Source organism: Epilithonimonas sp. (assembly GCF_036780765.1).
Lineage (GTDB): Bacteria > Bacteroidota > Bacteroidia > Flavobacteriales > Weeksellaceae > Epilithonimonas.
In genome coordinates, this window is the sequence record NZ_DAIQCG010000003.1 from 236,835 (window position 1) to 255,489 (window position 18,655).

Sequence of the window (18,655 nt, forward strand, 5' to 3'; positions counted from 1 at the left end):
CTAAATTTGCAGAATTATTTTCACAATAAGACTTTATTATGTCGCAAGATAGCAGCGGTCATTTTGACCTCAAAAAACTTTCCGCCGTGGGAGTTTTGGTTTCATTAGGAATTGTTTTCGGAGACATCGGAACTTCACCGTTGTACGTGATGAAAGCCATCATTAACGCAGGAAGAGAAGGAGGAATTATTTCTGAAGAATACATAGAAGGTGCATTATCTTGCATCATTTGGACCCTGACTTTACAGACGACCATAAAATATGTTATCATCGCTCTGAAAGCCGATAACAAAGGTGAAGGTGGAATTCTATCACTTTATTCCCTTGTCAAAAGATTTAAGAAAAAATGGCTCTACATCATTGCAATAATTGGTGCGGCAACTTTGGTTGCAGATAGTATCATTACGCCGTCTATGACCGTGATTTCGGCTATAGAAGGTCTTGAATTGGTAATGCACAAACCACCTGTTGTTCCGATAACTTTGGTTATTTTAATCATCATCTTTTTTGTTCAGCAATTTGGAACCAGTTTTATTGGGAAATTTTTTGGACCAATAATGGTTTTGTGGTTCCTTGTTTTAGGAGGTTTCGGTTTGGTACATTTGATAGACCATCCAATGGTTCTTAAGGCCTTCAACCCTTATTATGCTGTTAAATTAATTTATAATTCTCCAAGTGCAATCGTGATTCTGGGCGCTGTTTTCCTTTGTACAACGGGAGCAGAAGCATTATACTCTGACCTTGGACATTGCGGAATCAAGAACATCCGTGTAAGTTGGATTTTTGTAAAAGCAATGCTGATTCTTAATTACTTAGGTCAAGGTGCTTGGTTACTTAACAATTATAGTGAAGTGTTCCAAGGGAAAAATCCATTCTTCGGAATTATGCCGGAATGGTTCATTATTCCTGCCGTAGTTTTAGCAACAATGGCCGCGATTATTGCCAGTCAAGCTGTTATAACCGGAGCTTTCACAATGTTTTCGGAAGCAATGTCACTCAACTTTTGGCCCAATCAGGAAATCGAATATCCATCAGGAATCAAAGGTCAAATGTATATCCCAAAAATCAACTGGGGCTTATTGTTGCTTTGTTTTATCGTGGTAATTCATTTTGAAGAATCCAGCAAAATGGAAGCTGCTTATGGACTTTCCATAACAGTCACGATGCTGATGACAACAATTCTTTTGATTTTCTGGTTCTTAAAATCCAGAACTAAAAAAATCTACATTGCTTTTTTTGCATTAATTTATTTGGTTATCGAAGGTGGATTTTTCAGTGCCAACATTATTAAATTCTTTGACGGTGGTTGGATGTCTGTTCTTCTTGCCGGCTTCATTGGCGTTTGTATGTACGCTTGGTATAATGGTAGAATTATCAAAACAACTTTCATCAAATTTGTAAAATTGGACAAATATGTTTCAACCATCAAGGATATGAAGTTAGATGAAACGATTCCAAAATACGCTACAAATCTTGCATTTATCAGCCGTGCAAAAAGAGAAGATGAAGTAGAATCTAAAATTATATATTCTATCATTCGAGCGCAACCTAAAAGAGCCGACCATTATTTCATTTTGAATATTGTGAATCAGGAAGACCCTTATAGCTTCAAATACAATGTTGAAGAAGTTTTGCCTGGAACAATTTATAAAATCAGTTTCTTGTTGGGTTTCAAAAGAGATAGAAGAATTAATGATTATTTTCAGCAGATTTTAGCAGAAATGATGGAAGAAGGGACTATTCCTGCAAGAAGCTCACACCCATCTTTGAGAGCGCATAACATTCCGCCGGATTTGAAATTTGTGATTATCGATAATGTTTATATCAATGATTTCCTTCTAACAATTAGAGATAAAATCATTCTTAACATTTATAATTTTGTAAAGAAACTCGGTAGTAACGACTTCACAGCTTATGGTGTTGCAAGTCATAATGTTGTGGTAGAATCGGCGCCGCTTCTTGACCAGAAAATCAAAATCGAGAGAATCGAAAAAGTAGAACACAAGCATTTCGAATAATCCCGAAAAATTTCATTAATTTTGTACTATGGATACGAAACAAAAAGAGTTGAATATCGCAACTATAAAAGACGTCCTTAGACAATATCTGATGGATAAAGGCTTCCGTAATACGCCTGAGAGATATACTATTCTTGAGGAGATTTACAATATGGAACACCACTTCAACGTGGATGACCTTTATCTGCTGATGATGCAGAAAAAATACCACGTAAGCAAGGCTACGATTTATAATACTATAGAAATTTTCTTGGATGCTGGCTTGATTAGAAAGCACCAATTCGGAGAAAAAACATTGAACACATCTTCTTACGAGAAGTCTTATTTTGACAAACAGCACGACCACTTGGTAATTTACAAAGCGGATTCTGACAAAGAAATCGAAGAAATAATCGAGTTCTGCGACCCAAGAATCCAAGGTATCAAAGACTCGATAGAAAAAGCATTTGGCGTAAGTATTGATACGCACTCGCTGTACTTCTACGGACACAAGAAGTCTGAAAATTAATGAAGAAATCCTTTTTTGTCGTTATTTTTTTTATTGTCATCAAGATATTTGGACAGGTTGCGCCTGCTCAAAATAAAGGTTTGGTAAAAGATCCTTTTTTCTCAAATTCGTCTGCTAAGACCGATACTTCCAAAAAAGTAAAACATATCCATTCCGATACTTTTGGTGTAAAAGCCGATGAATATGAAGGAAATCAAGTATTCTCAGGCAATGTCCAATTTGAACATCAAGGCTCTGTTTTATTGGCTGACAAAGTTATTTATTATCAGAAAGATAACTTTTTGAAAGCAATAGGAAATGTAGTTCTTACAACTTCTGATGGAAGCAAAATAACTTCAGAAGAAATGGAATACGATGGTAATACACAACGTGGAATTGCGCGTAAAAATGTAGTTCTCACCGACCCAAAACAAACTATCAAAACAGAAACACTTTATTACGATAAAATCCCGAACACAGCTTATTTCAATACTGGCGGAACAATCTATAGTAATGATGGAAGTGTGATGTACACCAAATCGGCGACCTATTATCTTAATTCGAAAATGATAGATTTTATCGGTCGTTCTAATATCGAGACGGATAAATACACGATTGTTAGTGATAATATCAAACATAACCAAAACACAGGCGTTTCAGATTTTACCGGACCAACAACCATTAGAAGTAAAGAAAATTACGCCAACTATATCTATACAGAATTGGGAACTCATAATTCCAAAACAGGCGAGTCTTTCCTTAACAAAAATTCCAGAATTCATAATAATGGAAAAATCCTGACTGGAGACAAATTATACTTCAACAGAAATACGGGTTTTGGTAAAGGAACAGGTAATGTAACGTTGGACGACCCTCAGCAAAAACGTTTTATCAAAGGTGGTTATGGCGAAATCTATGAAAAGAAAGACTCTGCAATGGTTACGGATAAACCCTACGCTGTAAAGATTCTCAGCAAAGATTCAGTCTATTTTTCTGCAGAAAAATTCATCACGTTTCAAAGGCCAGATTCTGCCAATGCATTGAAGAAAAAAAGTTACTTGCGAGCTTACAGAAAAGTAAGAATTTTCAAAACCAATATGCAAGGTCGAGGAGATTCATTGAGTTTTAATGAAACCGACGGAGAGATGCACCTGATGAGAAAACCAATTCTTTGGATGGGCGTAAAACAAGTCACTGGAGACGAAATCCGTGTTTACAGCAATCCCGAAAAAGAAATCACAGATTCTATCAGAGTTTTGGGTAATGCCTTTGCCATCAGCAAAGCAGATTCTCTGAATTTGAAAGATGAGTTCCATCAAATCAAAAGTAAAAATATGATTGTCTATCTCAACAACAATGCGATAGATAGCGCAAAAGCGGTCGGCAATGCGCAAGCTATTACTTACGCAGATGACGAGGATAAAAAAACTAAACAAATAAAAAGAATTGGTGTAATGTTGTCCACTTGTGGCGAGATTACAGCAGAATTTTTGGAGCGTCGTCTGGAAATTGTTTCTTGTAATATTGGCGCGAATAACGACACTTATCCGATGAGCCGAATCTCGAAAGAAGAACGTTTTTTCAAAGATTTCAACTGGAATACCAAAGACCGTCCTCAAAAATGGGGCGACATTTTCCTCGACACACCTAATTATCCCGAAATAGTCTACGAGTCCGACAACTCACTCTTCAACCTAGCTGAAGCTGAGCGGAAAAAACAGGAAGAAAAGAATAAGCCGAAGACTCCAATACGAGTTAAAAAGTAAGAATTTTATTTGAGCGCCTTTATCCGCCTTCCGTCCCCAATCTTTTTTGCAGAGCATTTCAGATTAACTAGAAATTGAAAACCAGCAAAAAAGGATTTTCACTCAAGTCGGGGCGCGCTTCGCCAAGTCGGAAATTTTGTCATTTCATAACATCGAAACTCAAAATTTACGAACTTTGTAAAAGTTTAGAAGTCCATTTATTATAGAAAAACATTCTAACTTCTAAAATCTAATTTCTAACATCTATCTCAAATGAAACAAGATTTCTTTAAATACCAAGCTCAAACAACACCTTATGCAGCCGGTTTCGAAGTTGAAAAAGCCGAAGGAAGCTACATCTACGGAAAAGACGGAAAAGCTTATCTGGATTTTGTAGCTGGTGTTTCAGCCAACACACTTGGACATTCTCATCCCAAAGTGGTTAACGCTATCAAAGAACAAGCAGATAAATACCTACACGTAATGGTTTACGGCGAATATGCTCAGGAAAAACCTGTTGCGCTTTGCAGGCTTTTGGCAGAAGCAACGCCAGAACCTTTAGAGGTTACTTATCTTGTAAATTCTGGAGCGGAAGCCATTGATGGAAGTTTGAAATTAGCTAAACGATACACAGGAAGAGAAGAAATCATTGCCTTTAAAAATGCTTATCACGGAAACACACACGGTGCCCTTTCTGTTGCTGGGAATGAAGTTCACAAAAGAGAATTTCGTCCGTTGCTGCCAATGGTCAATTTCATCGAGTTTAATAATGAAAATGATTTTGATAAAATCACAGAGAAAACAGCTTGTGTAATTGTAGAAACCATCCAAGGTGCGGCGGGATTTATTATGCCTAAAGACAATTATTTCATTAATCTGAAAAAACGTTGTGAAGAAGTTGGCGCTTTGTTAATCCTTGATGAGATTCAGCCTGGATTTGGAAGAACCGGAAAACTATTTGCTTTCGAACATTTTGGGATTGTTCCCGATATTCTCGTAATGGGAAAAGGAATGGGCGGCGGTGTTCCGGTTGGTGCTTTTATGAGTTCTAAAGAAATTATGACAAGCCTTTCACATTCGCCGAAGTTGGGACATATCACCACTTTTGGAGGAAATCCTTTGATTGCAGCAGCTTCTCACGCTACTTTAAAAGAAGTTTTGGAAAGCGGACTGATGAACGAAACGGATAAAAAAGAAAAACTCTTCCGAGACTTATTGGTTCATCCAAAAATCAAAAATGTGAACGGAAAAGGATTGATGCTGGCCGTAAATCTCGGTTCTCCTGAATATACTCTGAAAGTCGCTTCAAAATGTATGGAAAAAGGTCTGATTGTTTTCTGGCAACTATACAGAAATGAATATTTGAGAATCTCTCCTCCACTCACTCTCTCGGAAGACGAAATCCGAAAAGGTTGCGCCATTATTTTGGAAGCTTTGAATGAAGTGGAATAGATTTTAAATTAACATTCAGTTTGTCATTTCGTAGGAATCTTGACAACGAAGTTTAGATTCCTACGGAATGACAAATTTGCGTTTTTAGGTTAGCCTTTGTTTTGATGTAGAATCTGCAGCCCGACTTGAGCGGAAATCCTTTTTACGCAACGTAGTGGAGTGAAAAGATTGGGAGCGGAAGGCGGATTAAGCTGCCCAAATAATTGTAAAAATTAGTGTTCATCAACTATATCCAATCAGCTAATAAAAATCATACATTATTTCTATAAAAAATTTGTATTTCCATAGACATTTTGATTTGGAAATAAGAAATTAATTTATATATTGCGCCACAATTAGAATTAGAATATGGCGAAAACGAAAGTGCAGTATGAATACAATATGCATTGTCTCTCAGAGATATTGTATGAGTATTTGGCAAGTGCAGAAGGATTATCAGAATGGTTTGCAGACGACGTTGTAGAGCGTGGTGACGATTTCTTTTTCAGTTGGGGCGGCGGTCCTGCTGAGAGAGCGACGCTCATCCGTTATAAGCCAGAAAGTTTTGTAAGATTCCGTTGGGAAGAGGACGAAGGAACGAAATATTTCTTCGAGCTTTCTATCGTTATCGACGAAATCACAGACGACCTTTCTCTTAACATCACAGATTTTTGCGAAGATGGCGACGAAGAGGAAAACAAACTCTATTGGGAAAACTTGATAGAAAATCTACAGATAAAATTAGGCGCCGCTTAATATAAATGGATGAACGATTTTTTATCGTTCATTATTTTTTTTGTACACAACAATGCAGAAGATAGTTTATACACAAGACAATTTACAATTGCTGAACCGTTCTTTTCTTTTTGGAGATTCGGTTTGGGTTTCATTTTTCGTACGAAACGGAAATCTCATAATGGCAGAAGAATCTTATTTTTTCCTAATGGCATCAATGAGAAAAATGAGGTTGAATATCCCATTAACTTATACTTTAGAATTCTTCCAGGAACTTTTCCAAAGAGAAGTTTTGGACAAGGGCATCCAGAACGGAATTGTCCAATTGATGACTTACAGAATCCAAGACGAAAAACCTTTATCAAAATCTGAAATAGCTTTCTTTTTTGAAGTTGAAGAATCTAATGACATCCTTGATATCAAAGGTAATATCGAATTGGATTTGATTAAGGAAATCAATGTGAATGCCAATCTTCTTAGTAACATTCGAGTTCATTCTGCAGAGAATATTTACGCCGAGATCTATGCGAAAGAAAATGATTTGGATGACGTAATTCTTCTAAATCCGAACAAGAAAATCGCCAGAAGTATTTTCGGAAATCTTTTGTTTCTTCAAGACAATGTGATTAAAATTCCTAAGCAAACGGAAGGTGCATACATCTCGCCATTGATGGAAAACTTTGTCACGTTTGTTCACAAAAATAAATTAGCAGAAATAGAGGAAGCAGAAATCATCGCTTTCGAATCTCAAAAAGCTGAAGAAATCCTTAGAATCTCTGATGAAAAGGGCGTTCATTCGGTTTCAAAAATCAGAAATAAGACTTTTGAAAACACGAGATTTTCAGAAATAATTACTCAATGGAAAAATAGTTTTGAATAATTTTTGTCGCAAAAAATATTTCATATTAAAAATAATTTCTAACTTTGTCCCAACAAAAAACAAAAAATGTCTATACAATTTATGCTTCATCACCATCATTTTCACGTTCAGGCGGGAAGGTAATGGTATGTCATAACTTCTAAATATTATTAACCGTCTGAGTAATCAGACGGTTTTTTGTTTCCCAATTTTCCTTGTTGTTTACTCAGGCTTTATCTATAAAATCCAAAATGAGTAAACTAAAATTAGCCATACAAAAAAACGGAAGACTGAGTGAAAAGTCTCTGAAACTTCTGGAAGAATGTGGCATCAAAATCTCCAACGGCACCAGAAAACTGAAAGCTGTTTCGTCTAACTTTTCATTAGAAATCTTATTTCTTCGTGATGATGATATTCCGCAATATGTTGAGCAAGGCGTTGCTGATATCGGAATTATCGGACTAAATGAAGTCTTGGAACAAAAGAAAAATACTGACCTTGTTCAGAAACTTGGATTTGCACAATGCAGATTGTCTTTGGCCATTCCAAAAGAAGAAACTTATAACGGAATTCAATTTTTCGAAAATAAAAAAGTAGCAACTTCTTATCCTGAGATTCTTTCAAATTATTTCCAAGAAAATAATATCAATGCTCAAATCGAAAAAATCGGAGGAAGCGTAGAAATAGCGCCTGGAATTGGACTTTCGGACGGTATTTTCGACATCATCAGCACAGGCTCTACTCTACTTACGAATGGTTTGAAAGAGGTGGAAACTGTTTTAGAAAGTGAAGCAGTTTTGATTTCAAGCCAGAATTTATCTGATGATAATCAAGAAATTTTAAAGAAACTTTTATTCAGAATTAATGCGGTAAAAGAAGCTTCAGAAAGCAAATATATTCTTCTAAATGCTCCAAATGAAAACCTCGAAAAAATCATCAATCTCTTACCAGGAATGAAATCACCAACTGTTCTTCCGTTAGCTGAAAGTGGTTGGTCGTCTATTCATTCAGTCATCAAAGAAGATAAATTTTGGGAAGTGATAGAGAATCTGAAAAAAGAAGGCGCACAAGGAATTTTGGTTTTAGAAATTGAAAAAATGATATTATGATGAAGCAGTACAAATATCCTCCAATTTCCCAATGGAAATCACTTTGTGAAAGACCTTTACAAAATCAAGAAAATCTTGAAAGTCAAATTAAAGAAGTTTTTTCTGAAGTCAAAAATAACGGTGATAAAGCATTAAAATTCTTGACAGAAAAATTTGATAACGTTTCTCTTCAAGAATTAAAAGCTACTGATTCAGAAATCATTGAAGCAGAAAAAATAGTTTCTGAAGAATTAAAATCAGCCATCAAAATTGCTGCGGAAAATATCAGAAAATTTCACAGTTGTCAACAGGAAGAAAAAAAAATCATCGAGACAACCGAAGGTGTTTTCTGCTGGCGAGAAAATCGAGCCATAGAAAATATTGGGATTTACATTCCTGGAGGAACTGCACCTTTGTTTTCTACAGTTTTGATGTTGGGAATTCCAGCAACTATTGCAGGTTGTAAGAATATTTCGCTTTGTTCGCCTCCTGATAAAAATGGAAAAATCCACCCGGCAATTTTGTTTACTGCAAACTTAATCGGGATAAAAAACATTTTCAAAATTGGTGGAAGTCAAGCGATTGCAGCTTTGGCTTTTGGAACAGAAACAATTCCGAAAGTGGATAAGATTTTCGGACCGGGCAATCAATATGTTACAGCTGCGAAACAATTGGCTCTTAACTACAATCTTGCAATTGATATTCCAGCTGGTCCGAGTGAAGTTTTGGTGATTGCTGATGAAATGTCGATTCCTAGTTTTGTCGCTTCGGATTTGCTTTCACAAGCCGAACACGGAACGGATTCTCAAGTCATTTTATTGAGTAATTCTGAAAGAATCATTAACGAAATTAATATTGAAATTAATAAACAACTTAACGATTTACCTCGAAAAGAAATCGCAGAAATCGCTTTACAAAACAGCAAATCAATTTTGTTAAGTTCTATCGACGAAGCTATTGAGTTTTCAAATTATTACGCCCCCGAACATTTGATTTTAGCAACTGAAAATGCTGAAATTTTCATCAATAAAATCACTAATGCAGGTTCTGTTTTTCTTGGAAATTACAGTCCAGAAAGTGCTGGCGATTATGCATCGGGAACCAATCATACTTTGCCAACCAACGGTTTTTCGAAAAATTACAGCGGTGTTTCTCTGGACAGTTTTGTGAAGAAAATCACTTTTCAAAATATCACAAAGACTGGAATTAAAAACTTAGGAAAAACCATTGAGTTAATGGCAGAAGCCGAAGAATTAATGGCTCACAAAAACGCCGTTTCAATCCGATTAAAATCTTTAGACAATGACAATTGATATAAAAAATTTAGTTAGAAAAAAAATTCTGAATCTCCAACCTTATTCTTCCGCAAGAGATGAGTTTGAAGGCGAAAATGGGATTTTTCTGGATGCCAACGAAAATCCCTTCGGAAAACTGAATCGTTATCCTGACCCATCTCAGAGAAAAATCAAAGAAAAATTGAGCGAATTGAATCAAATCTCAACCGAAAATATTTTCCTCGGCAACGGAAGCGATGAAGTCATAGATCTGGCTTTCAGAATCTTTTGCGAACCAAAAAAAGATAAAGTTCTCACATTCTCGCCAACTTATGGGATGTACGAAGTTTCGGCCAATATCAATGATGTTGAATTAATCAATCTTGATTTGAACAAAAATTTTCAAATTAATTTAGAAACTTTAAAACCTTATTTGAATGATGAAAATCTGAAAATTATCTTCATTTGTTCGCCTAATAATCCAACAGGAAATTCCATTCAAAATATAAAATACATTCTAGAAAACTTCAACGGAATTGTTTTCATCGATGAAGCTTACATTGATTTTAGTCCGGAAGAAACTTTCAGGAACCAAATCGAAAATTACCCGAATCTTGTCGTGAGTCAAACATTCAGCAAAGCTTGGGGAATGGCTTCTGTGCGGGTTGGAATTGCGTACGCTTCCGAGCAAATTATCAAATTTTACAATAAAATAAAACCACCTTATAACATTAGTCAGCTCAATCAGGATGCGATTCTAAACACAATTGACAATGATCAGGTTTCAGAAAATATCAAAATCATTCTGAAAGAGAAAAAGAACCTAATTGAAAACTTAGAAAAGCTGGAATTAGTTAAGAAAATTTACCCTTCAGACACCAATTTTATTTTGGTTAAAGTTGATAATGCTGATTCTGTTTATCAAAATTTAGTGGAACAAAATATCATTATCAGAAATCGAAATTCCGCCGTTAAAAACTGTTTGAGAATTACTGTCGGTTCTCCTGAAGAAAATGAAAAACTCATAGAAACCTTAAAATCAATTAATTAAAATGAAAAAAATATTATTTATAGACCGTGATGGAACTTTGGTTCTAGAGCCAGAAGATTATCAGGTTGATTCTTTTCAAAAACTGAAATTCTACCCAAAAGTCTTCACATATCTCCCAAAAATTGCGAAAGAATTGGATTACAAATTGGTAATTGTTACTAATCAGGACGGCTTGGGAACGGAATCTCATCCAGAAGAGAACTTTTGGCCGGTTCAAAATTTCATTATCGAAACGTTTGAGAATGAAGATGTGAAATTCGAAGATATTTTCATCGACAAAACTTTTGCAAAAGATAATGCGCCAACAAGAAAACCGAATACAGGTTTACTGACGAAATATTTAGACAAAAACATTTACGATTTAGAAAATTCATTCGTGATTGGTGACCGAATTACTGATGTTATGTTGGCGAAAAACCTCAATTCAAAAGCGATTTTCATTAATAATGATGAAAATCTCGGAGCCGATGAAATTTTAGAAAGTGATGATTTGGAAAATGTGATTGCATTGAAAACAACTTCGTGGAAAGCGATTTATGAATTTCTAAAACTTGAAAACAGAACTTCGGAATTCATCAGAAATACCAACGAAACGAAAATCAAAATCAAATTAAATCTCGATGGAACAGGAAAATCCAATATCGATACTGGAATTGCCTTCTTCGACCATATGCTCGACCAAATTGCAAAACACGGTCAAATAGATTTAGATATCAAAGTAGATGGTGATTTGGAAGTTGATGAGCATCACACGATTGAAGATACAGGAATTGCGCTTGGCGAAGCTTTTTATCAGGCTTTAGGAAACAAATTAGGAATCGAGCGTTATGCTTTTGTTTTGCCTATGGACGATTGTTTAGCTCAAGTTGCATTGGATTTTGGAGGACGAAACTGGATCGTCTGGAATGCCGATTTCAAACGTGAAATGATTGGAAAAATGCCAACCGAAATGTTCTTTCATTTCTTCAAATCTTTTTCAGACTCAGCGAAAGCAAATATCAACATCAAAGCGGAAGGCGACAATGAGCATCATAAAATAGAATCGATTTTCAAGGCTTTTGCAAAGTGTTTAAAATCTGCGGTAAAAAGAGATTCGGAGAAAATGATTTTACCATCAACAAAAGGAATGTTATGAACTTAGCAATTATAGATTACAAAGCCGGAAATGTCCAAAGTCTTCTGTTTGCAATAGAAAGATTGGGGTTTTCAGCAAAACTCACGAATAATCCTGATGAAATTTCCAAAGCTGACAAAGTGATTTTTCCAGGTGTTGGAGAAGCGTCTTTCGCAATGAATTCTTTGAAAGAAACCAACTTGGATTTGTTGATTCCAAAACTTAAACAACCACTTTTGGGGATTTGTCTTGGGATGCAATTACTCTGCAGAGATTCGCAAGAAAATGACACAAAAGCTTTGGGGATTTTTGATATTTCGGTCAAAAGATTTTCAGATTCCGTTCTTGTTCCGCAGATTGGCTGGAATCAGATTTATGATCTGAAATCGGATTTGTTCAAAAGCATTCCTCAGCAGAGTTATATGTATCTCGTTCACAGTTATTATGCTGAGAAAAACGAAAATACAATTGCAATAACAGATTATTCTGAAGCTTACAGCACAGCTTTGCAAAAAGATAATTTTTTTGGAGTGCAATTTCACCCAGAAAAAAGTGGTGTTTTCGGAAGTAAAATATTAGAAAACTTTTTAAAATTATGATTGATTTCAACCACAAAAGACACAAAAGGAAAAATTAAAATAAAAGCTTTTCAAAAGAAAACAAAATTTCAAATAAACCTATTTTGAACTTTTGAATAACTAAAAAATATAAAAATCTTTTGTGCCTTTTGTGGTTAAAATCTATTAATTCATTAAAAATAAAAATAGAAAATGAGAATTATCCCAGCAATAGATATTATCAACGGAGAATGTGTTCGTCTTTCCAAAGGCGATTACAATCAGAAAACGATTTATAATTCCAATGTTTTGGACGTTGCAAAAAACTTTGAAGATAATGGAATCCAATTTCTGCATTTAGTTGATTTGGACGGCGCTAAACAGAACCGAATTATCAATTATAAAATCTTAGAAAAAATCTCATCTAGAACTAACTTAATCATAGATTTTGGTGGCGGTTTAAAATCAGAAGAAGATATCAAAATCGCTTTTGAAAGTGGCGCAAAACAAGTGACTTTGGGAAGTGTTGCAGTCAAAAATCCTGAATTATTTTTAAAGTCTTTAGAAAAATATGGTTCGGAAAAAATCATTTTGGGAGCTGATGCAAGGAAAGAAAAAATTGCAGTTTCCGGTTGGTTAGAGGAAAGCGAAACCAATATTTATGATTTCATCAAAGAAAAAACAGAAGACGGAATTCAATATGTTATCTCGACAGACATCGATAAAGATGGAATGTTGGAAGGTGCTTCTTTTGATCTTTACAAAAATATTATATCGCAAAATCCCGAAGTAAAACTCATTGCCTCAGGTGGAGTTACTTCTACTGAAGATTTAGTACAACTAGAATCAATTGGTTGCGAAGGCGCAATTATCGGCAAAGCGTTGTACGAAAACAGAATTTCTCTTAGCGATTTAAAACCATTTCTACAATGTTAGCAAAAAGAATCATTCCGTGCCTTGATATCCAGAACGGACAAACGGTAAAAGGCGTTAATTTCCTAGACTTGAAAGAAGTTGGAAATCCTGTGGAAATGGCTGTGAAATATTCTGAAAAAGGTGCAGATGAATTGGTTTTCCTCGATATTTCTGCAACCGAGGAACGCCGGAAGACCTTGATTCCGCTGGTTAAAGAAATCGCAAAATACATCAACATTCCTTTCACGGTTGGCGGTGGAATCAATGCTTTGGAAAATGTAGAAGAACTTTTGAAAAACGGCGCAGATAAAATCACGATTAATTCTGCTGCGATTTCCAATCCGAATCTGATAACCGAAGTTGCCAAAAGATTTGGTTCACAATGTATGGTTGTCGCAATTGACACCAAATTGGTACAAAATCAGAATAAGATTTTCAGCAACGGCGGCAAAATCGAAACCGAAAAAGAATTGTTTTATTGGGCAAAAGAAGTCGAAAATCTTGGCGCTGGGGAAATCCTCTTAACCTCGATGAATACAGACGGAACAAAATCTGGTTTTGCAATAGAAATTACAAAGCAACTTTCAAAATTAGTCAATATTCCAGTGATTGCTTCGGGAGGCGCTGGAACAATGCAACATTTTGCAGATGTTTTTACAGAAACCAAAGCAACCGGAGCTTTGGCAGCGAGTATTTTTCACTTTAATGAAATCGAAATTCCCGAGCTTAAAAATTATCTTAAATCCAAAAATTTACCAATAAGATGAATATAAAATTTGATAACAACACAGGATTAGTTCCTGTCATCATTCAGGATTATCTTAATCTGAAAGTTCTGATGCTGGGTTATATGAATCAAGAAGCTTTTGATAAAACGCTACAAGAAAAACGAGTAACTTTCTTTTCCCGTTCCAAAAACCGTCTCTGGACAAAAGGTGAAACATCTGGTCATTTTCTGGAATTGATGGATTGGAAATTGGATTGCGACAGCGATACGATTCTCATCAAAGCAAAACCGCTTGGACCGACTTGTCACAAAGGAACGACGACTTGTTTTGCAGAAGAATCTGACAAAGGATTTTTGTATGAATTACAGCAAACCATTTCTGATAAGATTGACAATAATGATGAAAATTCTTACACCAATCTTCTATATAAAAAAGGGATCAACAAAGTCGCACAAAAAGTAGGTGAAGAAGCTGTGGAATTGGTCATTGAAGCGAAAGATAATAATGATGAATTGTTCCTAAACGAAGCCGCAGATTTGCTTTATCATTATTTAATTTTACTTAAAACTAAAGGTTTTTCAATTGAAGATGTAGAGAAAATTTTAAAGTCAAGAAGTAAATAAAAAATCCAGCGTCTGCTGGATTTTTGCTATGGTGCTAATCTTGAAATTTTCCAATCGAAATTTTCTGTCAAAGAATACAAAATCCTGTCGTGAAGACGGTTTGGACGACCTTGCCAAAATTCGATTTCGTAGGGTTTTGCGATGTAGCCGCCCCAGTTTTCCGGTCTTGGGATTTCTTTGTTTTCGTATTCGGTTTCTAAATCTTTTAGTCTGTTTTCTAGAAAATTTCGGTCAGGAATTTCCTGACTTTGTGGCGAAACAACGGCGCCTAACTGACTTCCTTTTGGCCTGGAATGAAAATAACCGTCGCTCAGATTTTCTGCAATTCTCTCAACATTCGCTTTGATAATGATTTGTCTTTCCAAACTTGGCCAGAAAAAATGAAGACAGGCTTTTTGAGTTTTCTCCAAAGATTTTCCTTTTCGGCTTTCATAATTGGTATAAAAAATAAAACCTTCCCAATTGTAAGACTTCAGCAAAACCATTCTGGTTCTCGGACACCCATCATCTTCGACTGTAGAAATCGCCATTGCATTGGCTTCGGAAACTTCTGGATTTTCTTCGGCCTCAAGAAACCAATTTCGAAATTGTTCGATTGGATTTTCTTTGATTTCACTTTCGACTAATTGAGACTTATCGTAAACTTTTCTTTTATCGTGGAGGTTTTCTGATTGGTTCATTTTATTTGAAATGCTAAAATTTTAAACGCAAAGTTCGCAAAGATTTCTTTTACTTACTAACTGTTTTTAAGTTCGCAAAGACGTAAAACTAATCAAAGATAAAAACTTCAAATTATGAGAAAAAATTATATTTGAAAGAAAAAACTTCAACTTTGCGAAGCACGCCCCGACCTGAGTGGAGCTCTTTTTGTTTTTTAGAAAAAACAAAAAAGCGGGAACGGAGGGCGGATAAAGGCGCCCAAATTATTCAACTTGCCACAATTTTAAACTAATTTTTGCTTGAATTCTTTTTCAAAAAAAATATTTTTTAATAGCTTTGATAGATGAATTACTCTTACAAAGGTAAAATTTTAATCTCAACGCCTGATATTTCCGGCGATATATTTTCGCGTTCTGTGGTGCTGATTATTGAGCATAACGAGAATGGTGCTTTTGGGCTGATTTTGAACAAAAAGAACAAAAACATGAGTTCCCGTCTGCTGAATATTTTTGGGTTTCCAGTGGATTTGTATGAAGGCGGACCGGTGGAAAATGATAAGGTTTATTTTATCCTGAAAGGTCAAAAAATTACGGAGGAATATTCTGAAATCAATGATGAATTCTATATTACTGAAGATATAGACTCTGTAGTTTCGTCAATTGTTGAAGGCTCTACTAATATAGAAAATATCAAGGTTTTTTCCGGATATTCGGGTTGGTCTGCGATGCAACTTGAAAGCGAAATCCAGCGTAAAATGTGGACAATTGTGGAAGTTTACAACTTAGATTATACGCTTCCAAATGACCAGAATCTTTGGAAAAACATTATGCAAAATCTTGGCGGCGAGTTTCTTCTTTGGGCAAATGCGCCAGAAGATGTGAGTTTGAATTAAAATAAAAAATCCCTATTAAATAGGGATTTGTTCTTCAAAAACGACTGTTCCTGCTTCTGTATAATAGGTACAAGTTTTAGCATCTATATCGACAATCCATTTGTAAATTCCGCTGTCTGCACAATCTTTACAGAATTGGTAAAAATCTGTTCCTCCTTGTTGATGATTTCTTAAATCAGCTAAAAATTTTTCGGGATTTGCGATTCCATAAATCAACAATGGAGCGTATTGTTGTGGTGCAGAAACTTTGTAATCATTATTTCCTAAATAATTTGTAGAACCGTCTTCTACGAAAGCTTCCAAGCTTTTAACGCCCAATTCTCTGATTGTTTTTGCGAATTGTGGAAATCCTTTTCCACTTTCTACGTTGGAATGTGCATCTTGAATTTGTTGTAGTGTAAACATTATTCTAAATTTTTCTGTGTTTTTATTTTCTTTGATAATTCTCTGATTTCTTTTAATAACAATGGAAAACCAGGTTTCGCCATCGCTACGTGGTCGAATCCGTCTTCTTCTAATAATTTTATAGAAGGATGATTTACTAATTTCAACATTCTTGCCAAATAAGCATTTTCTTCGTATCGCCCGAACAATTCTAATTCTCTATCGCCAGTAATCAAAACTATTGGAGGTGCATCTTTTCTGACGTGGAATAATGGTGCATATTGGTCAATTGTGGGTTGTAATTCGGAGATTCCTTGTTCTTTTCTGACTTGAAAATGCGTGATAGCTTGCCCACTGAACGGAATAAGTCCAGCAATTTGGTTTGCATCGATTTTATATTTCTGAAGATACTTTTTGTCCAGCGTAATCATCGTCGCCAAATAACCTCCCGCCGAATGTCCGGATTGGAAAATTAAGTTCTTGTTTCCTCCATATTTCTCAATATTCTCGAAAACCCAAGCCGTTGCAGCTGCTGCATCTTCTATGTAAGCCGGTGCTTTTACTTTTGGCGCCAAACGATATTCTACACTTACAACAGCAATATTTTCGTTTAATAATTCTTTTGGTAACTCATTATTTCCGCCAGTTAATCCGCCACCGTGAAACCAAATAACAGTTGAAAAATTTTTGATATTGCTTGGATAATAAAAATTCAGTTTGCATTGAGAACTGATGTATGCATCTGTTTTACTGATTTTTTCAGGATAATAAGAGATGTTGCTTTCGGTTTTATATTGGGTTTGAGCAAAATTGAATGCAAATACTAAAATTAAAATAAGACTGATTTGTTTTCTGAACATAATTACTTTTTATTATTTTAAACACAAAGGATACAAAGATTTTTTTTTAATATTAAACGCTTTGAGGCTCACAAAGGCGCTTCGCTTATAAAAGTTAAACTTTTTATAAAAATTTGACTTCAACATTCCCAGATTGATGATAGAAAAATCCGTCACTGTCATATTCGATATTTGTAAGACTTTCCAAAACATCATAAACCATTTTTTGCACCACACCATCGCCGATTCCGTGGATGATTTGTAAGGTTTTGATTTTATTCTTTCTGCAAAAATCAATCGTTTCCAGCAATTTTTCTCTCTGAATCATCAATCTTTCAAAAGCTTCATAATCTGATGGATTTTTGACCAAGAAATTAAAATGCAAATCGAGTTTCAAAGGTGCTTTGTTATGTTTTTTCGAAACAACTTTGGGTGCTTCATTTTTTCTGATAATTGGAGAATTTTCGTACAAATCGGAATCAATGATTGTTAATTTATCCTTAGAAAAATTATAGGTGAAACCGTGTTCGTCTTCGATTTTTACTTGATTAGCAATAATCTTCAGAACTTTTCCTCTAAGATTTTCATCTATTACAGAAACTAAATCCCCAACTTTCATTTTATAATTAATAATATTTTTAACGCAAAGTCCGCAAAGCTCTTTTTTAAAGACTAAATACTTTTAAGGTCGCAAAGGCGTTTCACTCAGCAAAAATAAAAACTCAAATTCTCTATTCTTCTAAAACTCTCAAACCCGAGCTCCGAGTTCTATGATTTCCAAATCTTTAATTTCTTCTTTATTAATGGTAAAGCGTATCATTGTCCTCACTTTGTGCCAACCGGATTTTCCACAAGCGCCTGGATTAAGATGAAGAAGATTATTCTTTTTATCGTGCATTGCTTTCAAAATATGAGAATGTCCGGAAATGAATAATTTCGGTTTTTTTTCAGCAATTTCTTTCTTCGCTAACGTCGAATATTTGTCCGGATAACCACCAATATGAATCATCAAAACATCAACTTCCTCACATTTGAAACTCAAAACTTCTGGGAAAATTGTTCTGATTTTTGCTTCATCAATATTACCATAAACACCACGAATTGGTTTTATTTTTTCTAATTCCTCAATCACAGTCATATTTCCGAAATCGCCACAATGCCAAACTTCATCGGCATCTTTTACGTAATCGAGAATCCTGTCATCGATGTAAGAATGTGTGTCTGAGAGAAGAAGAATACGTTTCATTTTTAAATT

At 35.1% G+C, this 18,655-nt stretch carries 20 protein-coding genes; 15 read left to right on the forward strand and 5 right to left on the reverse strand.

Annotated elements, in window-relative coordinates; all coding sequences use genetic code 11:
* Positions 1 to 38: 38 nt before the first annotated feature.
* The 14 genes from V7P73_RS07630 (at position 39) to hisIE (ending at position 14,625) form a co-directional block, all read left to right on the forward strand.
* Positions 39 to 2,018: a KUP/HAK/KT family potassium transporter gene (locus V7P73_RS07630; RefSeq protein WP_333852411.1), complete on the forward strand. Its 1,980-nt coding sequence runs from the start codon at positions 39 to 41 to the stop codon at positions 2,016 to 2,018.
* 28 nt (positions 2,019 to 2,046) lie between these two features.
* A complete protein-coding gene (locus V7P73_RS07635; RefSeq protein WP_333852413.1) occupies positions 2,047 to 2,526 on the forward strand; it encodes a Fur family transcriptional regulator in 480 nt (159 codons plus the stop codon).
* On the forward strand, positions 2,526 to 4,271 hold the full coding sequence (locus V7P73_RS07640; RefSeq protein ID WP_333852415.1) for an OstA-like protein: 1,746 nt from the start codon (positions 2,526 to 2,528) through the stop codon (positions 4,269 to 4,271). Before V7P73_RS07635 ends, V7P73_RS07640 begins: the two co-directional genes overlap by 1 nt.
* A gap of 252 nt (positions 4,272 to 4,523) precedes the next feature.
* Entirely contained in the window at positions 4,524 to 5,702 is a 1,179-nt protein-coding gene (locus V7P73_RS07645) for an aspartate aminotransferase family protein (protein WP_333852417.1), read from the forward strand.
* A 348-nt stretch (positions 5,703 to 6,050) separates the two neighbouring features.
* Positions 6,051 to 6,437 carry an START-like domain-containing protein gene (locus V7P73_RS07650; RefSeq protein WP_074236789.1) on the forward strand — a complete coding sequence of 129 codons (387 nt, stop codon included), beginning with the start codon at positions 6,051 to 6,053 and terminating at the stop codon, positions 6,435 to 6,437.
* Between the two features lie 52 nt (positions 6,438 to 6,489).
* Positions 6,490 to 7,296 carry an aminotransferase class IV gene (locus V7P73_RS07655; RefSeq protein WP_333852420.1) on the forward strand — a complete coding sequence of 269 codons (807 nt, stop codon included), beginning with the start codon at positions 6,490 to 6,492 and terminating at the stop codon, positions 7,294 to 7,296.
* Between the two features lie 230 nt (positions 7,297 to 7,526).
* On the forward strand, positions 7,527 to 8,384 hold the full coding sequence (gene hisG / locus V7P73_RS07660; RefSeq protein ID WP_333852421.1) for an ATP phosphoribosyltransferase: 858 nt from the start codon (positions 7,527 to 7,529) through the stop codon (positions 8,382 to 8,384).
* A complete protein-coding gene (gene hisD / locus V7P73_RS07665) occupies positions 8,384 to 9,676 on the forward strand; it encodes a histidinol dehydrogenase (protein ID WP_333852682.1) in 1,293 nt (430 codons plus the stop codon). Before hisG ends, hisD begins: the two co-directional genes overlap by 1 nt.
* Positions 9,666 to 10,688 (forward strand): histidinol-phosphate transaminase, encoded by a 1,023-nt coding sequence (gene hisC / locus V7P73_RS07670; protein ID WP_333852422.1) that lies wholly within the window; start codon positions 9,666 to 9,668, stop codon positions 10,686 to 10,688. Before hisD ends, hisC begins: the two co-directional genes overlap by 11 nt.
* A 1-nt stretch (position 10,689) precedes the next feature.
* Complete coding sequence (hisB, locus tag V7P73_RS07675; protein WP_333852424.1) at positions 10,690 to 11,823, forward strand: bifunctional histidinol-phosphatase/imidazoleglycerol-phosphate dehydratase HisB; 1,134 nt, start codon at positions 10,690 to 10,692, stop codon at positions 11,821 to 11,823.
* Positions 11,820 to 12,401, forward strand: coding sequence for an imidazole glycerol phosphate synthase subunit HisH (hisH, locus tag V7P73_RS07680; RefSeq protein ID WP_333852426.1), 582 nt, complete (start codon positions 11,820 to 11,822; stop codon positions 12,399 to 12,401). Before hisB ends, hisH begins: the two co-directional genes overlap by 4 nt.
* Positions 12,402 to 12,572: 171 nt before the next feature.
* Positions 12,573 to 13,295 (forward strand): 1-(5-phosphoribosyl)-5-[(5-phosphoribosylamino)methylideneamino]imidazole-4-carboxamide isomerase, encoded by a 723-nt coding sequence (hisA, locus tag V7P73_RS07685; protein ID WP_333852428.1) that lies wholly within the window; start codon positions 12,573 to 12,575, stop codon positions 13,293 to 13,295.
* Positions 13,289 to 14,041, forward strand: coding sequence for an imidazole glycerol phosphate synthase subunit HisF (hisF, locus tag V7P73_RS07690; RefSeq protein WP_333852429.1), 753 nt, complete (start codon positions 13,289 to 13,291; stop codon positions 14,039 to 14,041). Before hisA ends, hisF begins: the two co-directional genes overlap by 7 nt.
* Positions 14,038 to 14,625 carry a bifunctional phosphoribosyl-AMP cyclohydrolase/phosphoribosyl-ATP diphosphatase HisIE gene (gene hisIE, locus V7P73_RS07695; RefSeq protein ID WP_333852430.1) on the forward strand — a complete coding sequence of 196 codons (588 nt, stop codon included), beginning with the start codon at positions 14,038 to 14,040 and terminating at the stop codon, positions 14,623 to 14,625. The genes hisF and hisIE overlap by 4 nt, the downstream gene beginning before the upstream one ends.
* Positions 14,626 to 14,651: 26 nt before the next feature.
* Here hisIE and pdxH read toward each other — a convergent pair whose 3' ends face one another.
* Positions 14,652 to 15,305 (reverse strand): pyridoxamine 5'-phosphate oxidase, encoded by a 654-nt coding sequence (pdxH, locus tag V7P73_RS07700; protein WP_313099252.1) that lies wholly within the window; start codon positions 15,303 to 15,305, stop codon positions 14,652 to 14,654.
* 323 nt (positions 15,306 to 15,628) lie between these two features.
* Between pdxH and V7P73_RS07705 the strand changes: the two genes are divergently transcribed.
* The gene (locus tag V7P73_RS07705) at positions 15,629 to 16,177 is read left to right on the forward strand and encodes a YqgE/AlgH family protein (RefSeq protein ID WP_333852433.1); all 549 of its coding nucleotides are present in this window, start codon (positions 15,629 to 15,631) and stop codon (positions 16,175 to 16,177) included.
* A gap of 15 nt (positions 16,178 to 16,192) precedes the next feature.
* Here the strand turns inward: V7P73_RS07705 and V7P73_RS07710 are convergent, their stop codons facing one another.
* The 4 genes from V7P73_RS07710 to V7P73_RS07725 all read right to left on the reverse strand — a co-directional run bounded on the left by V7P73_RS07710 (position 16,193) and on the right by V7P73_RS07725 (position 18,646).
* Positions 16,193 to 16,582 carry a DUF1398 domain-containing protein gene (locus V7P73_RS07710; RefSeq protein ID WP_333852435.1) on the reverse strand — a complete coding sequence of 130 codons (390 nt, stop codon included), beginning with the start codon at positions 16,580 to 16,582 and terminating at the stop codon, positions 16,193 to 16,195.
* Complete coding sequence (locus V7P73_RS07715; RefSeq protein ID WP_333852437.1) at positions 16,582 to 17,421, reverse strand: alpha/beta hydrolase; 840 nt, start codon at positions 17,419 to 17,421, stop codon at positions 16,582 to 16,584. The genes V7P73_RS07710 and V7P73_RS07715 overlap by 1 nt, the downstream gene beginning before the upstream one ends.
* Positions 17,422 to 17,524: 103 nt before the next feature.
* Positions 17,525 to 18,019, reverse strand: a complete 495-nt coding sequence (locus V7P73_RS07720; protein ID WP_333852439.1) for a Smr/MutS family protein — start codon at positions 18,017 to 18,019, stop codon at positions 17,525 to 17,527.
* 129 nt (positions 18,020 to 18,148) lie between these two features.
* On the reverse strand, positions 18,149 to 18,646 hold the full coding sequence (locus tag V7P73_RS07725; RefSeq protein ID WP_333852442.1) for a metallophosphoesterase family protein: 498 nt from the start codon (positions 18,644 to 18,646) through the stop codon (positions 18,149 to 18,151).
* Between the last annotated feature and the right edge of the window lie 9 nt (positions 18,647 to 18,655).